This window comes from Stutzerimonas stutzeri, from assembly GCF_019090095.1.
Classification (GTDB): domain Bacteria; phylum Pseudomonadota; class Gammaproteobacteria; order Pseudomonadales; family Pseudomonadaceae; genus Stutzerimonas; species Stutzerimonas stutzeri_AN.
On record NZ_JAGQFP010000004.1, the window covers coordinates 74,739 to 97,701 of the forward strand.

General features: G+C 64.1%; 18 protein-coding genes. 14 read left to right on the top strand and 4 right to left on the bottom strand.

The features are described from left to right. Window positions 1-237: 237 nt before the first annotated feature. Entirely contained in the window at window positions 238-1,614 is a 1,377-nt protein-coding gene (locus KVO92_RS21850; protein ID WP_217477694.1) for an L-serine ammonia-lyase, read from the bottom strand. A gap of 1,033 nt (window positions 1,615-2,647) precedes the next feature. Here KVO92_RS21850 and KVO92_RS21855 point away from each other — a divergent pair. The 8 genes from KVO92_RS21855 to betA all read left to right on the top strand — a co-directional run bounded on the left by KVO92_RS21855 (window position 2,648) and on the right by betA (window position 12,372). Beyond that, window positions 2,648-3,844, top strand: coding sequence for a quaternary amine ABC transporter ATP-binding protein (locus tag KVO92_RS21855; protein ID WP_217477695.1), 1,197 nt, complete (start codon window positions 2,648-2,650; stop codon window positions 3,842-3,844). 2 nt (window positions 3,845-3,846) lie between these two features. Then, window positions 3,847-4,734, top strand: a complete 888-nt coding sequence (locus KVO92_RS21860; RefSeq protein WP_254621632.1) for an ABC transporter permease — start codon at window positions 3,847-3,849, stop codon at window positions 4,732-4,734. A gap of 34 nt (window positions 4,735-4,768) precedes the next feature. Beyond that, window positions 4,769-5,713 (top strand): choline ABC transporter substrate-binding protein, encoded by a 945-nt coding sequence (locus KVO92_RS21865; RefSeq protein ID WP_217477696.1) that lies wholly within the window; start codon window positions 4,769-4,771, stop codon window positions 5,711-5,713. A gap of 247 nt (window positions 5,714-5,960) precedes the next feature. Continuing rightward, a complete protein-coding gene (locus KVO92_RS21870; RefSeq protein ID WP_217477697.1) occupies window positions 5,961-6,815 on the top strand; it encodes a glycine betaine ABC transporter substrate-binding protein in 855 nt (284 codons plus the stop codon). Window positions 6,816-6,902: 87 nt separating this feature from the next. Continuing rightward, window positions 6,903-8,213 (top strand): OprD family porin, encoded by a 1,311-nt coding sequence (locus KVO92_RS21875; protein ID WP_217477698.1) that lies wholly within the window; start codon window positions 6,903-6,905, stop codon window positions 8,211-8,213. Window positions 8,214-8,460: 247 nt separating this feature from the next. Then, complete coding sequence (gene betI, locus KVO92_RS21880) at window positions 8,461-9,054, top strand: transcriptional regulator BetI (protein ID WP_217477699.1); 594 nt, start codon at window positions 8,461-8,463, stop codon at window positions 9,052-9,054. Between the two features lie 34 nt (window positions 9,055-9,088). Then, entirely contained in the window at window positions 9,089-10,561 is a 1,473-nt protein-coding gene (gene betB, locus KVO92_RS21885; RefSeq protein WP_217477700.1) for a betaine-aldehyde dehydrogenase, read from the top strand. 95 nt (window positions 10,562-10,656) lie between these two features. Next, on the top strand, window positions 10,657-12,372 hold the full coding sequence (gene betA / locus KVO92_RS21890; RefSeq protein ID WP_217477701.1) for a choline dehydrogenase: 1,716 nt from the start codon (window positions 10,657-10,659) through the stop codon (window positions 12,370-12,372). A gap of 628 nt (window positions 12,373-13,000) precedes the next feature. On the opposite strand, the gene choX is transcribed toward betA, so the two are convergent. Together choX and betC are read right to left on the bottom strand one after the other, a co-directional pair. Next, window positions 13,001-13,933, bottom strand: coding sequence for a choline ABC transporter substrate-binding protein (choX, locus tag KVO92_RS21895; RefSeq protein ID WP_217477702.1), 933 nt, complete (start codon window positions 13,931-13,933; stop codon window positions 13,001-13,003). Window positions 13,934-13,996: 63 nt separating this feature from the next. After that, a complete protein-coding gene (betC, locus tag KVO92_RS21900) occupies window positions 13,997-15,505 on the bottom strand; it encodes a choline-sulfatase (protein ID WP_254621633.1) in 1,509 nt (502 codons plus the stop codon). Between the two features lie 111 nt (window positions 15,506-15,616). Between betC and KVO92_RS21905 the strand changes: the two genes are divergently transcribed. Both KVO92_RS21905 and gdhA read left to right on the top strand, forming a co-directional pair. Beyond that, window positions 15,617-16,537: a choline sulfate utilization transcriptional regulator gene (locus KVO92_RS21905; RefSeq protein ID WP_217477703.1), complete on the top strand. Its 921-nt coding sequence runs from the start codon at window positions 15,617-15,619 to the stop codon at window positions 16,535-16,537. A 164-nt stretch (window positions 16,538-16,701) separates the two neighbouring features. Beyond that, complete coding sequence (gdhA, locus tag KVO92_RS21910; RefSeq protein ID WP_217477704.1) at window positions 16,702-18,039, top strand: NADP-specific glutamate dehydrogenase; 1,338 nt, start codon at window positions 16,702-16,704, stop codon at window positions 18,037-18,039. Between the two features lie 76 nt (window positions 18,040-18,115). Here gdhA and KVO92_RS21915 read toward each other — a convergent pair whose 3' ends face one another. Then, window positions 18,116-18,892 carry a ferredoxin--NADP reductase gene (locus KVO92_RS21915; protein ID WP_217477705.1) on the bottom strand — a complete coding sequence of 259 codons (777 nt, stop codon included), beginning with the start codon at window positions 18,890-18,892 and terminating at the stop codon, window positions 18,116-18,118. 191 nt (window positions 18,893-19,083) lie between these two features. On the opposite strand from KVO92_RS21915, the gene KVO92_RS21920 reads away from it, so the two are divergent. From KVO92_RS21920 to KVO92_RS21935, 4 genes are all read left to right on the top strand, one after another. Continuing rightward, complete coding sequence (locus KVO92_RS21920) at window positions 19,084-20,211, top strand: methyltransferase (RefSeq protein WP_217477706.1); 1,128 nt, start codon at window positions 19,084-19,086, stop codon at window positions 20,209-20,211. Further along, window positions 20,208-20,585: a MerR family transcriptional regulator gene (locus tag KVO92_RS21925; protein ID WP_217477707.1), complete on the top strand. Its 378-nt coding sequence runs from the start codon at window positions 20,208-20,210 to the stop codon at window positions 20,583-20,585. The genes KVO92_RS21920 and KVO92_RS21925 overlap by 4 nt, the downstream gene beginning before the upstream one ends. 55 nt (window positions 20,586-20,640) lie before the next feature. Then, complete coding sequence (locus KVO92_RS21930) at window positions 20,641-21,045, top strand: carboxymuconolactone decarboxylase family protein (protein ID WP_217477708.1); 405 nt, start codon at window positions 20,641-20,643, stop codon at window positions 21,043-21,045. Window positions 21,046-21,658: 613 nt separating this feature from the next. Then, on the top strand, window positions 21,659-22,885 hold the full coding sequence (locus KVO92_RS21935) for an MFS transporter (RefSeq protein ID WP_217477709.1): 1,227 nt from the start codon (window positions 21,659-21,661) through the stop codon (window positions 22,883-22,885). The last annotated feature ends 78 nt before the right edge of the window (window positions 22,886-22,963 follow it).

A 22,963-nucleotide genomic window follows, 5' to 3' on the forward strand; every position in this document is an offset into this window, starting at 1 on the left:
CCCGCAACATAAGGCTTTCAAGCAGCGGAACGAGCATTTGAACGCCGGGGAGTTACCCTGCGGTGGGCAGTTTCGTAGCAGTGTCAGCACTGCCTATCGGTGTAAACCACGCACTGTCACGCGAGGGTAACAAGGCTGGGTAACAGCCTGGGTAACGAACACCCAACAGGACCGCTTGCGTTCGGTGAAAACGCACCACGGACAAGCACCGTAACGGTCCTGCTGCACGACTTCGGCTCAGCACTCGATCGCGCTGACCGCCAGGCCACCGCGAGAGGTTTCCTTGTACTTGTCGTGCATATCGGCGCCGGTATCGCGCATCGTGCGGATGACCCTATCCAGCGAGATGAAATGCTCGCCGTCGCCACGCAGCGCCATCTGCGCCGCGTTGATCGCCTTCATGGCGGCAATGGCGTTACGTTCGATGCAGGGCACTTGCACCAGGCCGCCTACCGGGTCACAGGTCAGACCCAGGTTATGCTCCAGCCCGATTTCCGCCGCGTTTTCGACCTGTTCGGGGGTAGCACCGAGCAACTCCGCGAGCCCGGCGGCAGCCATGGCACAGGCGGAACCGACCTCGCCCTGGCAACCCACCTCGGCACCCGAGATCGAGGCGTTCTTCTTGCACAGGATGCCGATCGACGCGGCGGCGAGCAGGTAGTCGACTACGTCGTTGTCTGACGCTTCCGGGTGGAATTTCATGTAGTAGTGCAGCACCGCCGGGATGATCCCCGCCGCGCCATTGGTGGGCGCCGTGACCATGCGCCCGCCCGCTGCGTTTTCCTCGTTGACCGCCAGGGCGAACAGGTTCACCCACTCCATGGCGCTCATGGTCGAACCGATGACGTTCGGCTTGCCCATCTCCAGCAGGTTCTGATGCAGTTTGGCGGCGCGCCGCCGGACTTTCAGCCCACCGGGCAATATGCCTTCGTGGCGCAGTCCGTTTGCGACGCACAGCTTCATCGCCTCCCACAGGCGCAGCAGCCCCTGACGGATCTCCGCCTCGCTGCGCCAGGCCTTCTCATTGGCCATCATCAACTCGCTGACGCGCATACCGTGGCGCTTGCACAGCTCCAGCAGTTCGACGGCGTTGGAGAAGTCGTATGGCAGCTCCGTGTGATCCTGGTCCAACTGACCGGCCGCGGCCTGCTCGGCATTAACCACGAACCCACCCCCGACGGAGTAATAGGTATCTTGGTACAGCTCCTCCGAGTGCCCATAGGCAATGAAGGTGACGGCGTTGGGGTGATACGGCAGGCTCTCCTCGAGCAGCAGCAGGTCCCGCGTCCAATCGAACTCGACCGGCCAGTGGCCGTCGAGTCGAAGCTGTCCGCTGGCGCGAAGCGCCGCGATGCGCGGGGCGATCTGCTCAGGGTCGATCAGGTCCGGGCGCTCGCCCATCAGCCCCATGATCACGGCGTTGTCGGTGCCATGCCCGACGCCGGTGGCCGACAGTGAGCCATACAGGCGCACCTCGACACGCCAGACCCGCTCGAGCAGCTTGCGCTCGCGCAAGGCCTCGACGAATAGCACCCCGGCGAGCATGGGGCCAACCGTATGCGAGCTGGACGGCCCAATGCCGATTTTGAAAAGGTCGAATACGCTGATCGCCACGCTGAACACTCCACTGGATGCCCTGGAAACAGGCGCCATCATGGTGGTTTTGCGGAGCCATAGAAGTCTGGCACCGACGTAGCCATGCCCAAATCCGTCAGATTGCCCAACAAATGACCAATGAGTCGGCGGCCACCGCCAGCGCTCGAAACGGCTGCGCTCAGGGCGTTTGACCCGTCCAAAGATTGCCCGACGAGCTGGCAGTACCGGTATAGAGCCTGCCAAGGCCGAGACGCTCAGTCAGCACCCGGCAGATACCCGTAACTGGCGCGCGGCCAAAGCAGCTCACAGAACCTCGCCACAGCCGTCTTTCCATCACCTGCCTTCGTGTTCTTTCCGGCCAACGCCAGCGCGGCCGGCCGGACGCGACGAATAGATGCAGGCACGCGCCTGAACGCCACCCTGCATTCAGGGCGCGCCGCACACCCGTTGAATTTTTTTCATGAAGCGGTTAATGGCCACTCGCCATATTACTTAGCCAGCTCAGTAAAAACGCCAGGTCGTGGCCGAACAGCAAAAATGCACAGCGTGCAGATGATGAATTTTTTTCCGTCATGGCTTTTTAACGGCCCCATGTCGCCGTTCAGCATGTCAGCGTCGTAACTCGACAATTGCTGCCGACGCAGGGGGATATCGTTAATCCATCTTCCTCAGCCGCCAGGCAACGACGCTGGCCACTGGGAGCCTTGCGAGACTTAGCTGCAGCCGTCCCAAAACGACTGTACAAATAACAAGAACAGGTACCGGTTCCGCTCCGAAGAGAGCGACGACCACGATGAGCTTACTAGCACTGCCAAAGGATAGAAGCGGTTACGACGCTACGGTGATCAGCCTCGATGCCGAGCCGGCAAACGTGTGAGACGGGTATCGCTCTCGCTTGCACGCCTGCGGCCCGTCGAGCCACCGCGAAACCGCTTCCAGCCAAGAACATGCCAACCCCAAGCCATAACCGTTGGCATAAGCCGGCGAGCGTTGCGAGACGCTGGCGGCCTCCGTTTAGCTGATCTGGATGTCTACCGAGGGTAATAGTCCCATGCAGTCTGGAAAAATCGTCGTCGAGAACCTGTACAAGGTGTTCGGCCCGCAGGAACAAGAAGCCATCGCCTTGCTCAAGCAGGGCTGGAGCAAGGACAAGATTCTCGCCGAGCGCGGCGCGGTCATCGGCGTGAGTGATGTTTCGTTCAGTGTCGAAGAGGGTGAGATCTTCGTACTGATGGGCCTGTCCGGCTCCGGCAAATCCACCCTGATCCGCCTGATCAATCGCCTGATCGAGCCCAGCGCCGGAAACGTCTTCATCGACGGGCAGAACGTCGCGAAACTGCCCCAGTCACAGCTCATCGACCTGCGCCGTCGCGACATGAGCATGGTCTTCCAGTCGTTCGCCCTGATGCCGTCGCGCACAGTGCTCGACAACGCCGCCTTCGGCCTCGAAGTCGCCGGCGTCGGCCGCAAGGAGCGCGAGGAGCGCGCCATGGCGGTGCTCAAGCAGGTCGGGCTCGACACCTTCTCGCAAAAATTCCCACACGAACTGTCCGGCGGCATGCAACAGCGTGTCGGCCTCGCTCGCGCCCTGGCCGTGAACCCCTCGATGATCATCATGGACGAGGCCTTTTCCGCCCTCGACCCGCTCAAGCGCCGCGAAATGCAGGACGTCCTGCTGGAACTGCAGAAGACGCATCGACGCACCATCATCTTCGTCTCCCACGACATCGAGGAGGCCATGCGCATCGGCAACCGCATCGGCATCATGGAAGGCGGCAAACTGGTGCAGGTCGGCACACCGCAGGAGCTGATCGACAACCCCGCCAACAGCTACGTGCGCAACTTCTTCGAAACCGTCAACACCAGCCGCTACCTCACCGCCGGCCAGCTCAAGTCCGACAGCGTTCCGCTCTACGTGCACAACGGCAAGGCGCCGGACGCGCTGCAGGTCTGCCAGGAATTGCAGGCGATGGACAAGCACTACGCCTTCGTCATCGACGAGCAGCGGAAATTCCGCGGGTCGATCAGCCTGGAGCGCATCGCCCTGCTGGTGGAAAACGGCAAGACCTGCCCGCTCGAAGCGAATGTGTTGAAACAGATCGAGCCCCTCACCGAAGACCAGCCACTCGATCAGGTCATCGAGCGGCTGGTGGACAACGAGGGACCGATGCCCGTGGTGGACAGCCAGGGGTTCTATGCGGGCGCCATCAGTAAAGGCCGCCTTCTGACGCGCCTGCAGGAGGATTGATCATGAGCAAAGATCTCGATCTGGGGAGCTGGGTCAACGACGTCGTCCAGCACCTGCTGGAAAATTACAGCGGCGCCTTCGACAGCCTCGGCAGCCTGGTCAGCGGATTCTCCGAGGGCGTCGAAGCGCTGCTGATGCTGCCGCCGGCCTGGCTGCTCATCGCCATCTTCGTCGGCCTCGGCTTGTGGCGCATTGGCGCCCGGTTCGCCGCCTTCACCGCCGTGTCCTTCATTCTCATCGTGCTCACCGGTTTCTGGGAGCAGACGGTCGTTACCCTGGGCCTGACCTTCTCCGCCACGCTGATCAGTCTGCTGCTGGGCGTTCCGCTGGGTATCTGGTCGGCACGCAGCGAGCGCGTGGCGTTGATCACCCGCCCGATCCTGGACTTCATGCAGACCATGCCGGCGTTCGTCTACCTGATCCCGGCGGCGATGCTGTTCGGCCTCGGCCGCGTCCCCGGCATCATCGCCACGGTGATCTTCGCCATGCCGCCGGCGGTACGCCTGACCAACCTCGGCATCCGCCAGGTCAACAAGGAGATCGTCGAGGCCGGGCAATCGTTCGGCTGCAACGGGCGTCAGCTGCTGTTCAAGGTCCAGCTGCCCAACGCCATGCCGTCGATCATGGCGGGGGTCAACCAGACCATCATGATGGCGCTGTCGATGGTGATCATCGCCTCGATGGTCGGTGCCGGCGGCCTGGGCAACGACGTGCTGGCCAGTATCCAGCGGCTGGACATCGGCCTCGGCTTCGAAAGCGGCATGGCCGTGGTGCTGCTGGCGATCATCCTCGACCGCATCACCGAGAGCTTCGGCACCGCCAAACGCGCCACGCAGAAAGCCACCTGGTACACCTGGGTGACGACCAAGCTCAGGCCGCAGGGCCAGTAACCGCAACGATCCCATTCGGAAGAAGGAAATCAGAATGACCACGTTCAAGACGATAACGGGTATCGGCCTGCTTGCCTGCGCACTGCTGCAAAACGCCTGGGCGCAGGAACCCGCAAGTTGCCAGAAGGTACGTTTCGCCGAGATCGGTTGGGCCGACATCGCCGCGACCACGGGTGTTGCGATGGTCCTGACCGAAGGCCTGGGCTATGACCCGAGCAAGGTGATGGCCTCGGTACCGATCGCCTTCACTGGCGTGAAAAACAAGCAGATCGATGCCTTTCTCGGCTACTGGTCGCCGTCGATGGACCCGGTGATCGAACCCTTCACCAAGGACAATGGGGTCAAGGTGCTCGAGTCACCCAACCTCGAGGGCGCCAAGTACACCCTGGCGGTACCGACCTACGCGGCCGAAGCGGGACTGAAGAGTTTTCAGGACATCGCCAAGTTCAAGGATCAGCTGGGCGGCCGGATCTATGCGATCGAGCCAGGCAATGACGGCAACCTGCTGATCGAGAAGATGATCAAGAACGACCAGTTCGGCCTCGGCGGTTTCCGCATGGTCGAGTCCAGCGAGGCCGGCATGCTGGTCCAGGTGCAACGGGCCATTCGGAAGAAGGAGCCGGTGGTCTTTCTCGGCTGGGCACCGCACCCGATGAACACCCAGTACGACCTGACCTACCTGGCCGGGGGTGACGATGTGTTCGGGCCGGATTTCGGTGCCGCCAAGGTCTTCACCGTGGTGCCGCCGGACTACCTGGAGCGTTGCTCGAACGTCGGGAAGCTGCTGCAGAACCTGCAGTTCAGCGTCGCCATGGAAAGCGAGCTGATGCAGATGGCGCAGGATCGGGACGACCCGCAGACTGTCGCCAAGCAGTGGATCAAGGCGCACCCGGACGTCCTCGACAAATGGCTGGCAGGCGTGACCACGCAAGACGGCCAGGACGGCGTCGCTGCGGTCAAGAAGTTCGTCGGCCTCTGACCGCCGTCGCACGGGGCAGGCCCAGATGTAGATAACCAGCAGGCCGCCTCGGCCACGTGCCGAGACGCGCCGGCCCTGCAACCCCGACATCACACTCACTTTATCTCGCCGGTGCGCAAGCAGAACCAGCGCGCCGAACCGTGCACGGGATTTCGCCCAACGGCGGGAGCCCTGCGACAAACCGCAGTCCCCGCAGAACGGGACCACGGCTGGCATCACTGCCATTTCCTACATGGAGCTCACACGCATGAATCTGTTCAAGCACCTTCTTTGTGGCCTCGGCGCCGCCAGCATGGCCCTCGGCATGGCTAGCAGCATGGCGGCGGACAAGCCCGAGCTGAAGATCGGCTACGTCAACGGCTGGGACGACAGCGTCGCGGCCACGTACGTAGCCGGCGAAATCCTCGAAAGCAAACTGGGCTACCCAGTCAAACTGCAACCGGTCGAACCGGCCATCATGTGGCAGGGCGTCGCGCGCGGCGACCTCGATGCCACGCTCTCCGCCTGGCTGCCCGCCACCCACGGTGAATACTTCGCCAAGCTCAAGGACAAGGTCGTGGTGCTCGGCACCAACTACGAAGGCGCGAAGATCGGCTTGATCGTGCCGGATTACGTCGAGGCCAAGAGCATCGAGGACCTGAACCAGTACAGCAAGGCGTTCGACGGCAAGATCACCGGCATCGATGCCGGCGCCGGCGTCATGCGCCGGACCGAAGACGCCATCAAGCAATACAACCTGGACGTCCGCCTGATGCCCAGCTCGGGACCGGCAATGACCACCGCGCTGACCCGCGCCGAAAAAGCGCAGAAGCCGATTGTCGTCACCGGCTGGATCCCGCACTGGATGTTCGCCAAGTGGAAGCTGCGCTTCCTGGAAGATCCGAAGAAGGTGTTCGGTGACGACGAGCACGTCGACACGGTCGCCAACCCGGCACTGGCCAGCAAGGCACCCGAAGCCGAGGCGTTCCTGAAGAAATTCAGTTGGGGCGCCGAAGAAGTCGGCGAAGTCATGCTGGCGATCCGCGACGGCGCCAAGCCTGACGATGCCGCACGTGACTGGGTGAAGAACCACCCGGACCGCGTCGCCGGCTGGCTCGAATAACCGCACCACGCAATCCCCCTCTCCCCTGATCATCAACCCCGACCGGCGCCCTCAACGGGCGCCGCTCGTAGCAATGGAGTCGTGTGCATGCACGCAATCAAATGGAGCACCCTCGCGGTGGCCGTCACCGCCGCAGTCAGCCAGCTGGCCGTCGCCAGCGAACAGTCGGAAGCCACCGGTTTCGTCGAAGGCGGTAACCTGACGCTGCTGAACAAAAACTACTACTTCGCCCGCGACAACCACGCGCCAGGCGCAGCCCAGAGCCGCCGCGAAGAATGGGCGCACGGCCTGCTGCTCGCCTATCAATCCGGCTTCACCCAGGGCACCGTCGGCTTCGGCGTCGACCTGCATGCCGGTGGTGCGGTCAAGCTCGACAGCGGCCGCGGCACCAGCGGCACCGGCCTGCTGCCCGTCGACAGCGACGGCCGTGCCGCCGACAACTTCGGTTTCGCCGGTGGCGCGGTCAAGGTGCGCGTCTCCAACACGACGCTGAAGTACGGCGACCTGACGCCCACCGCACCGGTTTTCTCCCCGGGAACCGGGCGCATCTTCGCCAGCACCGCCACCGGCTTCCAGCTGACCTCCAACGAGATCGATCAGCTGACCGTCGATGCGGGCTACTTCACCTCGATTCGCGACCGCAACCGCTCGCTCAACCACGACGGCGAAATCACCCTGGTCTATGGCGGCGCCATCGATTCGGAAACCGTGAGCTACCTGGGCGGCACCTACCAGCTCGCCGACGGCCTCAGCGCCACCCTCTACGGGTCCAAGTACGAGGATGTCTGGACTCAGTACTACGGCAACCTGAACTATGCACTGCCGCTGTCGGAGGAGCAGGCACTGGCCTTCGACTTCAACGTCTACGACACCCGTGACGAAGGCTCCGCGCTGGCTGGCGACATCAATACCACCGCCTGGTCGCTGGCGGCCGGCTACACAATCGGCGCCCACACCTTCACCCTCGCCCACCAGCAGGTGAACGGCAACGCGCCGATGGACTACATCAGCATGGACGGCACCAACGCCGGCGACTCCATCTACCTGGCGAACTCGTCGCAGTGGTCGGACTTCAACGCGCCCGGCGAGAAGTCCGTGCAAGCCCGCTACGACCTGAACATGGAGGCCTACGGCGTGCCGGGTCTGAAACTGATGGCCCGTTACATCAAGGGCGATATCGACGGCGCCAGCGTCGACGCCGGCGGCGCCTACGCCTACTACGCAGGAGATGCCGGCAAGGGCAAGGAGTGGGAACGCGACCTCGAAGCCAAGTACGTGGTGCAGGAAGGCGACCTCAAAGACCTTTCCCTGCGGGTGCGTTACGCCACCGCGCGCGGCTTCGCCGGCGACATCGACGAAGTCCGCGTGATCACCGAGTACCCATTGGACATTCTGTAAACCTCACCACTGTGCGGGCGCCCGCCCGCACAGTCAGAACATTGCCGCGGCAGTGCCCGGCGGCCGTTGACGGGGTGCCGCGCGCCCCGGCATCGGCAAGGATCGGCGCCGTTTCAGCGCGCACGTACCTGGCCCCGACGGGCTCACGACCAGATCTTATCCATTCCCGACAAGCACTTTTTTATTGATTGATCGTTCAATCAATAAAATTTAGGGTGTGCAGCATTCACTTCTTTCGGAGCCTCCCATGCCCAAGGTTGGAATGCAGCCTATCCGGCGCAAACAGCTGATCCACGCCACCCTGGCGGCCGTGGACCAGGTCGGCATGAGCGATGCCAGCATCTCCATGATTGCCCGCCTGGCGGGCGTCTCGAACGGCATCATCGCCCATTACTTCCAGGACAAGAACGGCCTGCTCGAGGCCACGATGCGGCACCTGATGAAGGCATTGAATCAGGCCGTGCGCATACGCCGCGAGGCGCTGACCGACGACAGCCCGCGCGCGCACCTGAAGGCCATCATCGAAGGCAACTTCGACGACAGTCAGGTCAACGGACCCGCGATGAAAACCTGGCTGGCGTTCTGGGCCTTCAGCATGCACCAGCCGTCCCTGCACCGGCTGCAGCGGATCAACGACCACCGCCTGTACTCCAATCTTTGCTGTGAATTCCGCCGCGTCCTGCCGAAGGAACAGGCTCGCTCCGCCGCGCGCGGCATGTCGGCGCTGATCGACGGCCTGTGGCTGCGCGGCGCACTGGCCAGCAATGAATTCGATATCGAGCAGGCGCTGCAACTGGCCTACGACTACCTGGATCAGCTGCTCGCCCAGCAGGTTCACTGACCCTTTCACCCATACGCACCGCACGAGGATGACCATGCCCCGTTTCGAGCAACAGAAACTCTACATCGACGGCCGCTACGTCGACGCGACCAGCGGCGATACCTTCGAAACCGTCAATCCGGCGAACGGCGAAGTCCTTGCCGAACTGCAGCGCGCCTCGCGCGAAGACGTCGACGCGGCCGTGGCCAGCGCCGCCGCCGGGCAGAAAATCTGGGCCGCCATGACGGCCATGCAGCGCTCGCGCATCCTGCGTCGGGCGGTGGATATCCTGCGCGAGCGCAACGGCGAACTGGCCGAGCTGGAAACCCTCGACACCGGCAAGCCCTTGGCCGAAACCCGCGCCGTGGACATCGTCACCGGAGCCGATGTGCTCGAGTACTACGCCGGCCTGATCCCCGCCATCGAAGGCGAGCAGATCCCGCTGCGCGAGACCAGCTTCGTCTATACCCGCCGCGAGCCGCTGGGCGTGGTGGCGGGCATCGGTGCCTGGAACTACCCGATCCAGATCGCCCTGTGGAAATCCGCACCGGCCCTGGCGGCGGGCAACGCCATGATCTTCAAGCCCAGCGAGATGACTTCGCTGAGCGCGCTGAAGCTGGCCGAGATCTATACCGAGGCAGGCCTGCCGAACGGGGTGTTCAACGTGCTCACCGGCAGCGGCCGGGAAGTCGGCACCTGGCTCACCGAGCATCCGGGCATCGAGAAGATTTCTTTCACCGGCGGCACCAGCACCGGCAAGAAGGTCATGGCCAGCGCCTCCAGCTCCTCGCTCAAGGACGTGACCATGGAGCTGGGCGGCAAGTCGCCGCTGATCATCTTCGAGGACGCCAACCTCAACCGTGCCGCGGACATCGCGGTCATGGCCAACTTCTTCAGTTCCGGCCAGGTCTGCACCAACGGCACCCGCGTGTTCATCCACCGCTCGCTGCAGGCACGGTTCGAAGCCAAGGTGCTCGAGCGGGTCAAGCGCATCCGTCTGGGCGACCCGCTGAACGAGCAGACCAACTTCGGCCCGCTGGTGGGCTACGCGCACATGGACAGCGTGCTCGACTACATCGAGTCGGGTCGAGCCGAAGGCGCGCGCCTGCTCTGCGGTGGGGCGCGGGTCACCGAGGGCGCGTACGCCGAGGGCGCCTATGTCGCGCCGACGGTGTTCAGCGACTGCCGTGACGACATGCGCATCGTGCGCGAGGAAATCTTCGGCCCGGTGATGAGCATCCTGGTCTTCGACGACGAGGCAGAGGTGATCCGCCGCGCCAACGACACCGACTACGGCCTCGCCGCCGGCCTGGTGACCAACGACCTGGCCCGCGCCCACCGCGTGATTCACAGCCTGGAAGCGGGCATCTGCTGGATCAATACCTGGGGCGAATCGCCCGCCGAAATGCCGGTCGGCGGCTACAAGCAATCCGGCGTGGGCCGCGAGAACGGCCTGATGACCCTGACCCATTACACCCGCACCAAATCGATCCAGGTCGAACTGGGTGATTTCGCCTCGGTGTTCTGAACCGCTGCCAGCCACCCGCTTCGGGCCATACCGGACAGCGCGCGCAGCCGCCTGCGCCGTCCCGGCCTGAAGCGCCCATCCCAAAGGATGCTGCCATGGAATACGACTACATCATCATCGGCGCCGGCTCGGCCGGTAACGTGCTGGCGACTCGCCTGACCGAAGACGCGGACGTCAACGTGCTGCTGCTCGAAGCCGGTGGTCCCGACTACCGGATGGACTTCCGTACCCAGATGCCCGCCGCGCTCGCCTTCCCGCTGCAGGGCCGGCGCTACAACTGGGCCTACGAGACCGACCCCGAGCCGCACATGAACAACCGCCGCATGGAATGTGGCCGCGGCAAGGGCCTGGGTGGCTCCTCGCTGATCAACGGCATGTGCTACATCCGTGGCAACGCCATGGACTACGACGGCTGGGCCAAGGCGCCGGGCCTGGAGGACTGGACCTATCTCGACTGCCTGCCCTACTTCCGCAAGGCCGAGACCCGCGACATCGGGCCCAACGACTACCATGGCGGTGAGGGCCCGGTGAGCGTGACCACGCCCAAGCCCGGCAACAACCCGCTGTTCCGCGCCATGATCGAGGCCGGTGTGCAGGCCGGCTATCCGGAAACCGACGACCTCAACGGCTATCGCCAGGAAGGCTTCGGCCCGATGGATCGCACGGTCACCCCCAACGGCCGTCGCGCCAGTACCGCGCGCGGCTACCTGGACATGGCCCGTGGCCGGCCGAACCTGACCATCGTGACCCATGCGCTGACCGACCGCATCCTGTTCAGCGGCAAGCGGGCCATCGGCGTGGCCTACCTGCACGGCAACAGCGACACACCAGTGATCGTCAACGCCCGCCGCGAAGTGCTGCTGTGCAGCGGCGCCATCGCCTCGCCGCAGATCCTGCAACGCTCGGGCGTCGGCCCGCGTGCGCTGCTGCGCGAACTCGGCATCCCGATCGTCCACGATCTTCCGGGCGTCGGCGCCAATTTGCAGGATCACCTGGAGATGTACCTGCAATACGCCTGCAAGCAGCCGGTCTCGCTCTACCCCGCGCTGCAATTACACAACCAGCCGCTGATCGGCGCAGAGTGGCTGTTCCTCGGCAAGGGTATCGGCGCCAGCAACCAGTTCGAGGCCGGCGGTTTCATTCGCTCGCGTGCCGAGTTCGAATGGCCGAACATCCAGTACCACTTCCTGCCGGTAGCGATTAACTACAACGGCAGCAACGCGGTGAAGGAGCATGGCTTCCAGGCCCACGTCGGCTCCATGCGCTCGCCCAGTCGCGGCCGCGTGCATGCCCGTTCGCGGGACCCGCGCCAGCACCCGAGCATCCTGTTCAACTACATGTCCTGTGAGCAGGACTGGCAGGAGTTCCGCGACGGTATCCGGATCACCCGGGAAATCATGGCGCAATCGGCCCTCGACCCCTATCGCGGTCGCGAGCTGAGCCCCGGCGCTGACGTGCAGACCGATGCCGAACTGGATGAGTTTGTCCGCCAGCACGCCGAAACCGCGTTCCACCCCTCCTGCTCCTGCAAGATGGGTGAGGACGATATGGCAGTCGTCGATGGCCAGGGCCGCGTTCATGGAATGGAGGGGCTGCGGGTGATCGATGCCTCGATCATGCCGCTGATCACCACCGGCAACCTCAACGCACCGACCATCATGATGGCCGAGAAGCTCGCCGATCGGATTCGCGGCCGCACGCCATTGCCGCGCAGCACCGCGCCCTACTACGTCGCCGGAGACGCCCCGCCGCGCAATGTGGCACAGGCGCAGTCAGCGCCCACGAAGCAGGCTGAACGCGCTCAGGTCTAGGGCGCTGTGAGAGGGTGGATGACGTTCTTTTCATCCACCGTTGCCACCGCTCGGTGGTTCGTCACCCGATGGATCGCCCCCCGGTGGACCGCCACCCGGTGGATCGATAAAGCGTGATCCACCCTACGAGATGCCGGTGCGCACGCGCAGGATCAGGCAACGCACAAGCAAACGTCCGAGGTAGGGTGGATGACGCTTTTTTCATCCACCATTGCCACCGCTCGGTGATCGCCACCCGGAGAATCGCCCCCGGTGGATCGATAAAGCGTGATCCACCCTACGAGACGCCGGTGCGCACGCGCAGGATCAGGCGGCGCACAAGCAAGCGTCCGACGTAGGGTGGATGACGCTCTTTTCATCCACCATTGCCATCGCTCGGTGATCACCACCCGGAGAATCGCCCCGGTGGATCGCCACCCGGTGGATCGATAAAGCGTGATCTACCCTACGAAATGCCGGTGCATACGCACAGGATCAGGCGGCGCACAAGCAAACGTCCGACGTAGGGTGGATGACGCTCTTCTCATCCACCATTGCCGCCGCTCGGTGTTCACCAACCCCGGAGAGTCGCCCCCAGGTGGCTCGATAACACGTGATCCACCCGACCAAGCGGCCAGTGCCGCACACCTCAGAGCGAGGCTTTTACCGCGGCCAATCCGTCTTCGCCCTCTCGGGTCTTGACGCCTTGCAGCCAGCCCTCGAGCACCTCGGGGTGAGCCTTCACCCAGGCCTTGACCGCTGCGTCGTTGCTGGCGTTTCGGGCCAGCACCTCGTCCATGATGGCGTTCTCCATGTCCTGGGTGAATTTGAGGTTGCTCAGCAGCTTGCCGACGTTCGGGCATTGCGCGGCATAGCCCTTGCGCACCAGCGTGTTGACCGTCCCGCTCTCGCCGAAATAGGCCTCGCCACCCTTGAGGTACTTGATGTCGTACTGCACGTTCATCGGGTGCGGCGTCCAGCCGAGGAAGACCACGCCCTTGTCACGCTTCACCGCACGGCCGACCTGCACCAGCATCGCTTGCTCGCTGGACTCCACCAGCCGCCAGTCGCCCAGCCCGAACTCGTCCTGATCGATCATCTTCTGAATCGACAGATTCGCCGGCGCACCGGCGGCGATTCCGTAGATGGTCTTGTTGAACAGCTCGCCATGCGTGTCGAGGTCCTCGAAACGCTTCACGCCGGCATTCCACACCGAGGTGGGCACCGCCAGGGTGTATTCGGTACCCGTCAGGTTGACGCTGAGCTCATCGATCTCACCGGTCGCCACGAACTTGTCGTAGTTGTCCTGTTGCGCCGGCATCCAGTTGCCGAGGAAGACGTCCAGCTGATCCTTGGTCAGCCCGGCGAAGATGATCGGCACGCCAAGGGTCATGACCTGTGGCTTGTAGCCGAGCCCCTGCAGCAGCAGGCTGGCGATTCCGTTGGTAACCGCGATGTCGCTCCAGCCCGGATCACCCAGGCGCACCGTCGCGCACTGGCTGCTCTCGCTCTCGGCATGGAGCTGGGTGGCGGCCAGCAACACGCCGCTGGCCAGGATTGCACTCACTGTCTGTTTTTTCATGTCCGTCTGCCTTCGCTCTTGTTCGAATGATTTCCCTGTGCACGGTTTGGCCGGCCGCCATCGCTAGTCGGGTCTAGGGTAGCGGGCCTTGCGCTCCAGATCGTCGAGGTCGATGTGGTTGCGCATGTACTGCTGGCTGGCATCGACCCAGGGCTGGTGGTCCCAGCTGGTCAGTTTGCCCAGGCTCAGCGCTTCGCTGACCAGGCGCCGCCGGCGCTGGCTGGCGAGCACCTGGTTGTGAATGGTCGGGATGTCCCAGCGCTGCCGCGCCTCGGCCAGGAAGGCCGCGGCGAGTGCCTGGTGATCGGCGGAGTCCATCAGGTTCTCGCGCTCCTGCGGGTCGTTGACCAGGTCGAACAACAGGCAAGGATCCTGCTCCGAGTAGATGAATTTGTAAGCGCCACGCCGGATCATCATCAGCGGGCTGGTGGTGCCTTCGGCCATGTATTCGCCGATCACCTCGTCATGGCCTTCGCGACCGGTCAGGTGCGGCAGCAACGAGCGGCCATCGAGCGGCAGGTTGGCCTCCAGCGTGCCGCCGGCCAGTTCGACCAGGGTCGGCAACAGGTCGGCAGTGGACACCGACGCGCTGATCCGTGCGGCATCGATACCCGGCCCCTGGATGATCAGCGGCACGCGCGCCGCCATCTCGAACCAATGCATCTTGTACCAGAGGCCACGCTCACCCAGCTGGTCGCCATGGTCACCGGAGAACACCACGATGGTGTCCTCCGCCAGGCCGCACGCCTCGAGCGTCTTCAGCAGTTTGCCGACGTTATCGTCGATGTAACTGCAGGCACCGAAATAGGCGCGACGGGCATCGCGGATCTTCTCTTCGGGCAATGATTTGCCCCACAGGTCGATGACTTTGAGCAGGCGCTGCGAATGCGGATCCTGCTGGTCCTGGGCGATGTCCTGGCGCGGCAGCGGGATGTCCTCGTCGCGGTAGCGGTTCCAGTACTCCTCGGGAATCGTGTAGGGGTCGTGCGGGTGCGTCATCGAGACCGTCAGGCAGAACGGCTGGCCGTCATCTGCGCGAACGAAATCGTAGAGGTACTGCTGCGCCTTGAAGACCACCTCCTCGTCGAAATCCATCTGGTTGGTACGCACGCTGGGGCCGGCCTGCAGCACCGAAGACATGTTGTGGTACCAGCTCAGGCGCACCTCGGGCTCATCCCAGTTCACCGCCCAGCCATAGTCGGCCGGATAGATATCGCTGGTCAGCCGTTCCTCGTAACCATGCAGCTGATCGGGGCCGCAGAAATGCATCTTGCCGGAGAGCGCCGTGCGGTAGCCGAGCCGCCGCAGGTAGTGCGCGTAGGTCGGTACGTCGGCAGGAAAGTCGGCGGCATTGTCGTAAGCGCCGATCTTGCTGGGCAGCTGGCCGCTGACCAGGGTGAAGCGCGACGGCGCGCAGAGCGGACTGTTGCAATACGCCGACTCGAATACCGCACCCTGTGCAGCCAGGCGCGAGAGGTTCGGCAGTTTGATGGGCGACGCCGGGTCATGCATCGGCAGCAGCGGAGCGGCCATCTGGTCGGCCATGATGAACAGGATGTTGGGGCGTTTCATGATGCGATGGTCCATGCCTGGTTTTTATGCGAGATTGCCTGCAACACAGTCTGAACCCTGTGTTGCTGCGGTAAACCCGGCTGCGCCATATGCCTAGGATAAGAAAAACTAATGCCAAACCGACCCGATCAGATTCCCCTCGATGCGCTGCGGGTGTTCGAATCCGCGGCGCGTCAGCAGAGCTTCACCGCCGCTGCGCTGGAGCTGGGCAGCACACAGCCGGCGATCAGCCAGCAGATCAAGCGCCTGGAACAGCAGTTGGCGGTCCGCCTGTTCGATCGGGTCTATCGCGGCATCGTCCTCACCGAGGCCGGTGAGCTGCTCCTGGGTTACGTGCAACAAGGCCTGGGCACGCTGGACGCAGGCCTTGCCGCGGTCACCGCACAGCAGCAGCACGAGGTGCTCCAGGTCGCCACCGATTTCGCCTTCGCGGCCTACTGGCTGATGCCGCGCCTGGAGCGCTTTCACCAACGGCATCCCGAGGTGGATGTCAGTCTGGTGACCAGCGAGCGCGGGCTGGGCGTGCTGCCATCGGAAACTGACGTGGCCATTGTGTTCGGCGACGGCCGCTCCAAGCATGGCGAGACGCACCTGCTGTTTCACGAGGAGGTCTATCCGGTCTGCAGTCCGTCGCTGCTCCGAGGGCAGACCACGCCCTTGGCTCCGGCAGCGCTGGCGCGGCTGCCGCTGCTGCATCTGCGACCGGAAAGCCGGTCCCGCTGGCTCGACTGGGGCAGCCTGTTCCGCGCACTCGGCATCACGGAAGCGCCCAGCTCGGGGATGCTGCGTTTCGACAACTACACCCTGCTGATCCAGGCGGCGATTGCCGGCCAGGGCGTCGCCATCGGCTGGCGTCATCTGGTCGATGAGCTCCTGGCCCAAGGCCTGCTCTGCCGGGTCTGCAGTGAAAGCGTACAGACCCGGTTCGGCTATCACGTGGTGCTGCCCGAGCGTAAACGGCGCCAGCGCCTGGTCGGCAGTTTCGTGGCCTGGTTACAGCTCGAGCTGACCGAGGATGGCACCCGCGCCTGAACAGCATCACGGCCCACCGGACGGATCGGGCGCGGACGGCCACCGCACCAAGGATGTGCAAAGACCTCTGGAATGCCCTATCGCGGGGCAAAGCCGCTTTGCTAGAGTCGACGGCCTTATTTCTTTTTCGTGACCGTTAAACGCGGTCTTCCGAGGCCATTCGAATGACTGAGAGCGTCCACGGGTTTCTTGCCCGCCTGCAGCAGCGCGACCCGCACCAACCCGAATTCCATCAAGCCGTCGAAGAGGTGCTCGGCAGCCTCTGGCCCTTCCTGGAAGCGAACCCCAAGTATCGGCAGGCCGGCATCCTCGAGCGTATGGTCGAGCCAGAGCGGACCATCATTTTCCGCGTACCCTGGGTCGATGATCAGGGGCAGGTTCAGGTCAACCGTGGCTTTCGCGTTCAGATGAACAGCGCCATCGGGCCCTATAAAGGCGGCCTGCGCTTCCACCCGTCGGTCAACCTCGGTGTGCTGAAGTTTCTCGCCTTCGAGCAGGTGTTCAAGAACTCCCTCACCTCGTTGCCCATGGGCGGCGGCAAAGGCGGTTCGGACTTCAACCCCAAGGGCAAGAGCGACGGTGAAGTGATGCGCTTCTGCCAGTCGTTCATGAGCGAACTGTTCCGTCATGTCGGCGCGGACCTGGATGTCCCGGCCGGCGACATCGGTGTCGGCGCGCGTGAGATCGGCTACCTGTTCGGGCAGTACAAGCGCCTGTCCAACCAGTTCACCTCGGTGCTCACCGGCAAGAGCCTGTCCTACGGCGGCAGCCTGATCCGCCCGGAAGCCACCGGCTACGGCTGCGTCTATTTCGCCGAGGAAATGCTCAAGACCACCCACTCCAGTTTCGACGGCAAGCGCGTGGCGATTTCCGGATCGGGCAACGTCGCGCAGTTCGCCGCGCAGAAGGTCATGGAGCTGGGCGGCAAAGTGATTTCGTTGTCGGATTCAGGCGGCACCTTGCACTTCCCGGACGGGTTGACCGACGAGCAGTGGGAATACCTGATGGACCTGAAGAACGTCCGTCGCGGGCGGCTCGAGGAAATGGGCCGGCAGTTCACCGTCACCCACCTGCCCAACCAGCGTCCCTGGGGCCTGCCCTGCGAGATCGCCCTGCCATGCGCCACGCAGAACGAACTCGACGGTGAGGATGCGCGCAGCCTGCTGAACAACGGCTGCCTCTGCGTCGCCGAAGGCGCCAACATGCCCTCGACGCTCGAAGCGGTGGACCTGTTCCTCGAGGCGGGCATCCTGTTCGCGCCGGGCAAGGCGTCCAACGCCGGCGGGGTGGCCTGTAGCGGTCTGGAGATGAGCCAGAACGCCATGCGCCTGCACTGGACCGCCGGCGAGGTGGATACCAAGCTGCACGGCATCATGCAGTCGATCCATCACGCGTGCGTGGGCTATGGCGAGGAAAACGGCCGTACCAACTACGTCAAGGGCGCCAACATCGCCGGCTTCGTCAAGGTCGCTGATGCCATGCTGGCGCAGGGGGTGGTCTAGCGCCGCGCCGGTCGGCAAGCCGCGCCAGGGCAACGAATGCCGCCGGATCGTCCGGCGGTTTTCGTCCGGCCTGCACCTACCAGTAGTTTTCCACCGCCACCTGTCCCGGGCGCCGGGTCAGGCTGAGGTTCAGATCGCGGGCCTTGAGCATGGCACGGGTGTCCTCGATCATCTGCGGGTTGCCGCAGAGCATGATCCGCGAGTGCTCCGGCTCCAGCTTCAGATTGGCGGCTTGCTCCAGCTCGCCATTCTCGATCAGCGTGGTGATACGCCCATGCAAGGCGCCGGGCGCGTCTTCGCGGGTGATCACGGGCAGATACGTCAGCTTGCTGCCCAGCCCTTCCAGATAGTCGCGCTGTGGCAGCTCGCGAATCAGTTCCTGGTAGGCCAGCTCGGATACCGTACGGGCGCTATAGACGAGAATGATCCGTTCGAACCGCTGCCAGACCTCGAAGTCCTGAAGAATCGACAGAAACGGCGCGATACCGGTGCCGGTGCCCAGCAGCCAGAGGTCGCGGCCGTCGATGAAGCGATCCAGGGTGAGAAAGCCGAACGCCTGTTTGTCCACCAGTAACTCGTCGCCAACCTTCAGACGGCTCAGTTCGCTGGTAAATTCGCCGTCCGGCACCACGATGGAAAAGAAGTCGAGAAATTCGTCATGGGGCGCCGACACCATCGAATAAGCGCGCCAGACGATGCTGCCGCTGGGCTTGCGCACGCCCAGGCGAGCGAATTGCCCGGCGTTGAAACGAAAGCCGGGGTCGCGGGTGGTACGCAGCGTGAACAGACTGGGCGTCAGCGTCTGCACCTCGAGCAGACGCTGGCGGGTGAACTTCTCTTCGCTGACGGTCATACTTCACTCCCTTCGCGGACATCTGCGGATGAGGGCCTTCAAGCACCGAAAGCCGTGCCGAAACCAGCACATCGTCGCCCCGGCACCTGCCGCACCGCCCGGGCTGTAGTGGCTGGTTGTTGCACGCAGATCATTGCAACGCTTGTCCTCTTGATACTCCATTCCGACGCCGACAAACACCGCCAGTTCTTATGCCTATTCTCGAATCGCCCTACGCCCGCCTCGATCTGATCCGCCAGCCCGAGCAGCCCAACGAGCCGCTACAGGCCTTCGATGCGGCCGACGAATACCTGCTGACGCAGCTGCACGCGCAGCAACTGCCGGCCGGCAGCCGGGTGCTGGTCCTCAATGACAGCTTCGGTGCCCTGGCCTGTTCGCTGGCGCAGCAGGCCAGCGTCACCAGCAGCGGCGATTCGCACCTGGCGCACCTCGCCCTGGAGAAAAACCTTCAGCGCAACGGGCTAGCCGCCGACAGCGTGACCTTCGTCCCCGCCAGCGAAGTCGCCCAAGGCCCATTCGACTGCGTATTGATCCGCATACCCAAGACGCTGGCGCTGCTGGAAGAACAATTGATCCGCCTGCACGGCCAGCTGGCGCCGGGCGCGCAGGTGATCGCTGGGGCGATGATCAAGCATCTGCCGCGTGCGGCCGGCGACTTGCTGGAGAAATACATCGGCCCGGTACAGGCCTCGCTGGCGGTCAAGAAGGCGCGCCTGCTGACCGCAACGCCAATCGAAAAAGCGGCGCCCCAGTCGCCCTACCCGACGCGCTACCGCCTCGATCAGCCGCCCATCGAGCTGCTCAATCACGCCAACCTGTTCTGCCGCGACGGTCTGGACATCGGTACCCGTGCCTTTCTGCCGCATCTACCCAAGGCGCTCGGTAATCTGCGCGTCGCGGATCTCGGCTGCGGCAATGGCGTGCTCGGCATCGTCTACGCACTGGGCAATCCGCAGGCACAGCTGACGCTGGTCGACGAGAGCTACATGGCGGTGCAGTCGGCGCGGGAAAACTGGCAGGCGATCCTCGGCGAACGGCCCGCCGATATCCGTGCCGGTGATGGCCTGGCCGAGCAGCCGATGGATTCGCTGGACCTGGTGCTGTGCAACCCGCCGTTCCATCAGCAGCAGGTGGTCGGCGATTTCCTCGCCTGGCGCATGTTCACCCAGGCCAAGACGGCGCTGTGCAAAGGCGGCGAGCTGTGGATCGTCGGCAACCGCCACCTCGGTTATCACCTCAAGCTCAAGCGGCTGTTCGGCAAGGTCGAGCAGGTCGCGGCGACGCCCAAGTTCGTCATCCTCAGGGCGATCAAGCCGTGAGCGAGACGCCCGTTCGGCTGAGCATCCAGCAGTTCGCCGCACGCACCGGCCTGTCCGCCGACACGCTGCGCTATTACGAGAAGATCGGCCTGCTGCGCCACGTGGCCCGGGACGCCAGTGGCTTTCGCGTCTATGGCCCGCGTGATCTGGAGTGGGTGGCGTTCATCCTGCGCCTGAAGGACACCGGCATGGCGCTGGACGACATCACCCGTTACGCCGACCTGCGCGAACAGGGCGAGACGACGCTCGCGGCGCGCCAGGCCCTGCTCGAAGCCCATGCCGCCAAGCTGCAGGCGCGCCTGCAACGGGATCAGGAACACCTCGACGCGCTACGGGCGAAGATCGAGCTGTATCGCCAGCAAACAATCGCTTGACCTGGAGTCGACTCCAACCCGCAGGCTTTCCTCTCCCCCATCAGAGGAAGCCCTCATGCCTGCAACGACCCGCTACACCGAAGGCCTGGCCAAACTCGAGGAAATCGATGGCGAGGCCGGCCGCAAGGTCATCGACAACCTGCAAGCCATCGCCCCGGACCTGGCGCGCTACGTCATTGAGTTTCCTTTCGGCGATATCTACCAGCGGCCCGGCCTCGACCTGCCGCAACGCGAGCTGGCCACCGTCGCCGCGCTGACTGCGCTGGGTCACTGCCAGCCGCAGCTGGCGGTGCACATCCACGGCGCCCTGAATGTCGGCTGCACGCCGGAGCAGGTGGTCGAGGTGATCATCCAGATGGCTGTCTACGCCGGCTTTCCCGCCGCGCTGAACGGCATGACGACGGCCAAGGCGGTGTTTACCGAGCGCGGTGTATTGCCCGGTTTGGCAGCGGACGGCTGAGTGATCTGGGTAGGGCCGCCTTCCGCAGGGCAAATTCATTTACCTGAGCCACCAATAGCTCAGGACCCGTGTGTTGGCTGCAATAGCCGGATAATGCTCCGCTTTAGGTCGCGAGAACACAGCTCGCCGACGCTCTTCGGAAACAGCGTGCACTCCGCACGTCCTTGGGCTGAATCGGAGCGCCGCCCGCCCCCCCTTGTCTCTCGACTACCGCTGAAGCTGCTTTCGTAGGATGGGTGCAACCCATCTTGAGTCGGCGCAAGCACCCTGGCTGAACGGGCAGAAGCGACCAAATGAACGCAGTCGTTCGCTAGGGACTTGCAGATTCCCGTCCGCTCGGGTTGATGGGTTGCACCCATCCTACAGATGGAGCGGGGCGTTGCCCGAAGCAGGGCGCCTCCAGCATCGCAGGGTGGGCCTGGTGGTGTTCCGCTTCCGCCCACACACATACACCGCAACACTCAATCTTCGCCGGGCTACTCCGCTGCCCCCTACCCAGCCTACCCGGCCCGACATTAACGGTTCGAACAGCGAACACAGCCGTCGGGCGCAACCCGGCCAGCGCCAACGCCGCATGCTAATCTGGCGGACCCTGTTGTTTTGCGCCTGCCTGATGTCCACCCACGCCAAGCTGTTGTTACGTCACCAACGTCCCTTCATCAAGTTCTGGTTTGCCCGCGTCTTTACCGCGAGCGGCTTTCAGATGCTGGCCGTGGCCATTGGCTGGCATATGTACGCACTGACCGGCAGCGTGCTGGATCTTGGCCTGGTGGGCCTGGCCGAGTTCTTTCCGCGCCTGTTGTTCGTGCTCTGGACCGGGCAGGTCGCCGACCGCTTCGACCGACGTCGGGTCGCAGCCCTCTGTCAGGGGCTGCAGGGGCTGATCGCCCTGGCGTTGGTGCTGGGGGCCGGTGGGCTCGGGGTAACGCGCGAGATGATCTTCGTGCTGGCATTTCTGCTCGGCACCGCCCGCGCCTTCGAAGGGCCGGCCACTCAGGCACTGCTGCCGAGTCTGGTGCCTACACAGCTGTTTCCCGCCGCGGTCGCCGCCTCGTCATCGGCCATGCAGACGGCGACCATCGTCGCGCCGGCACTCGGTGGCCTGCTCTTCGCCATCGGCCCGCTGTGGGTCTATGGCCCGGTGGCGCTGCTATTCGCTCTGGCCTGCAGCTTGATGCTGAGCCTGCCGAAACGCCCCGCTCCGCCGAAGCAGACCGGTCCGGCGATGGACAATCTGCTGGCCGGCATGCGCTTCATTCGCAGCCGCCCGGATATCTTCGGCGCCATCTCGCTGGACATGTTCGCCGTGCTGCTCGGCGGTGCCACGGCCTTGTTACCGGTATTCGCCAAGGACATCCTGCTCACCGGCCCCTGGGGCCTCGGGCTGCTGCGCTCGGCGCCGGCGGTGGGCGCGCTGCTGATGTCGCTTTGGCTGGCGCGCTTTCCAATCAACAAGCGCGTCGGCCGGGTCATGTTCGCCGCGGTCGGTGTGTTCGGCCTGGCGACCATCGCCTTTGGCCTGTCCACCTCGTTCTGGCTGTCGCTGGGGGTACTGGCGGTACTGGGCGCGGCAGACATGATCAGCATGGTCATCCGCGGCGCCTTCGTGCAGCTGGAAACGCCCGATGCCATGCGCGGGCGGGTCAGCGCGGTCAATGGGCTGTTCATCGGCGCCTCGAACCAGCTCGGCGAATTCGAATCCGGCCTTACCGCGCATTGGTTCGGTACCGTACCGGCCGTGGTCCTCGGCGGCGTCGGCACGCTGCTCGTCACCGGCGTCTGGATGAAACTGTTCCCGACGCTGCGGGACCGCGACCAGCTGCACCGGGATCTGGATTAGCGGTTTCGGTGGAAGACGCTTCGCGGTCGTCCACCCTACGCCCGCACACGACAGTCGCGCGCCCGTAGGGTGGAAAAC

What these genes read in the sequence shown, in the direction of transcription:
- KVO92_RS21860 (WP_254621632.1), top strand. Translation starts at nt 3,847, where the DNA reads ATGAGCAAAGATCTCGATCTGGGGAGCTGGGTCAACGACGTCGTCCAG.
- betI (WP_217477699.1), top strand. Translation starts at nt 8,461, where the DNA reads ATGCCCAAGGTTGGAATGCAGCCTATCCGGCGCAAACAGCTGATCCAC.
- KVO92_RS21875 (WP_217477698.1), top strand. Translation starts at nt 6,903, where the DNA reads ATGCACGCAATCAAATGGAGCACCCTCGCGGTGGCCGTCACCGCCGCA.
- KVO92_RS21865 (WP_217477696.1), top strand. Translation starts at nt 4,769, where the DNA reads ATGACCACGTTCAAGACGATAACGGGTATCGGCCTGCTTGCCTGCGCA.
- choX (WP_217477702.1), bottom strand. Translation starts at nt 13,933, where the DNA reads ATGAAAAAACAGACAGTGAGTGCAATCCTGGCCAGCGGCGTGTTGCTG.
- KVO92_RS21935 (WP_217477709.1), top strand. Translation starts at nt 21,659, where the DNA reads ATGTCCACCCACGCCAAGCTGTTGTTACGTCACCAACGTCCCTTCATC.
- KVO92_RS21905 (WP_217477703.1), top strand. Translation starts at nt 15,617, where the DNA reads ATGCCAAACCGACCCGATCAGATTCCCCTCGATGCGCTGCGGGTGTTC.
- KVO92_RS21855 (WP_217477695.1), top strand. Translation starts at nt 2,648, where the DNA reads ATGCAGTCTGGAAAAATCGTCGTCGAGAACCTGTACAAGGTGTTCGGC.
- KVO92_RS21930 (WP_217477708.1), top strand. Translation starts at nt 20,641, where the DNA reads ATGCCTGCAACGACCCGCTACACCGAAGGCCTGGCCAAACTCGAGGAA.
- KVO92_RS21870 (WP_217477697.1), top strand. Translation starts at nt 5,961, where the DNA reads ATGAATCTGTTCAAGCACCTTCTTTGTGGCCTCGGCGCCGCCAGCATG.
- betA (WP_217477701.1), top strand. Translation starts at nt 10,657, where the DNA reads ATGGAATACGACTACATCATCATCGGCGCCGGCTCGGCCGGTAACGTG.
- KVO92_RS21920 (WP_217477706.1), top strand. Translation starts at nt 19,084, where the DNA reads ATGCCTATTCTCGAATCGCCCTACGCCCGCCTCGATCTGATCCGCCAG.
- KVO92_RS21915 (WP_217477705.1), bottom strand. Translation starts at nt 18,892, where the DNA reads ATGACCGTCAGCGAAGAGAAGTTCACCCGCCAGCGTCTGCTCGAGGTG.
- gdhA (WP_217477704.1), top strand. Translation starts at nt 16,702, where the DNA reads ATGACTGAGAGCGTCCACGGGTTTCTTGCCCGCCTGCAGCAGCGCGAC.
- betB (WP_217477700.1), top strand. Translation starts at nt 9,089, where the DNA reads ATGCCCCGTTTCGAGCAACAGAAACTCTACATCGACGGCCGCTACGTC.
- betC (WP_254621633.1), bottom strand. Translation starts at nt 15,505, where the DNA reads ATGAAACGCCCCAACATCCTGTTCATCATGGCCGACCAGATGGCCGCT.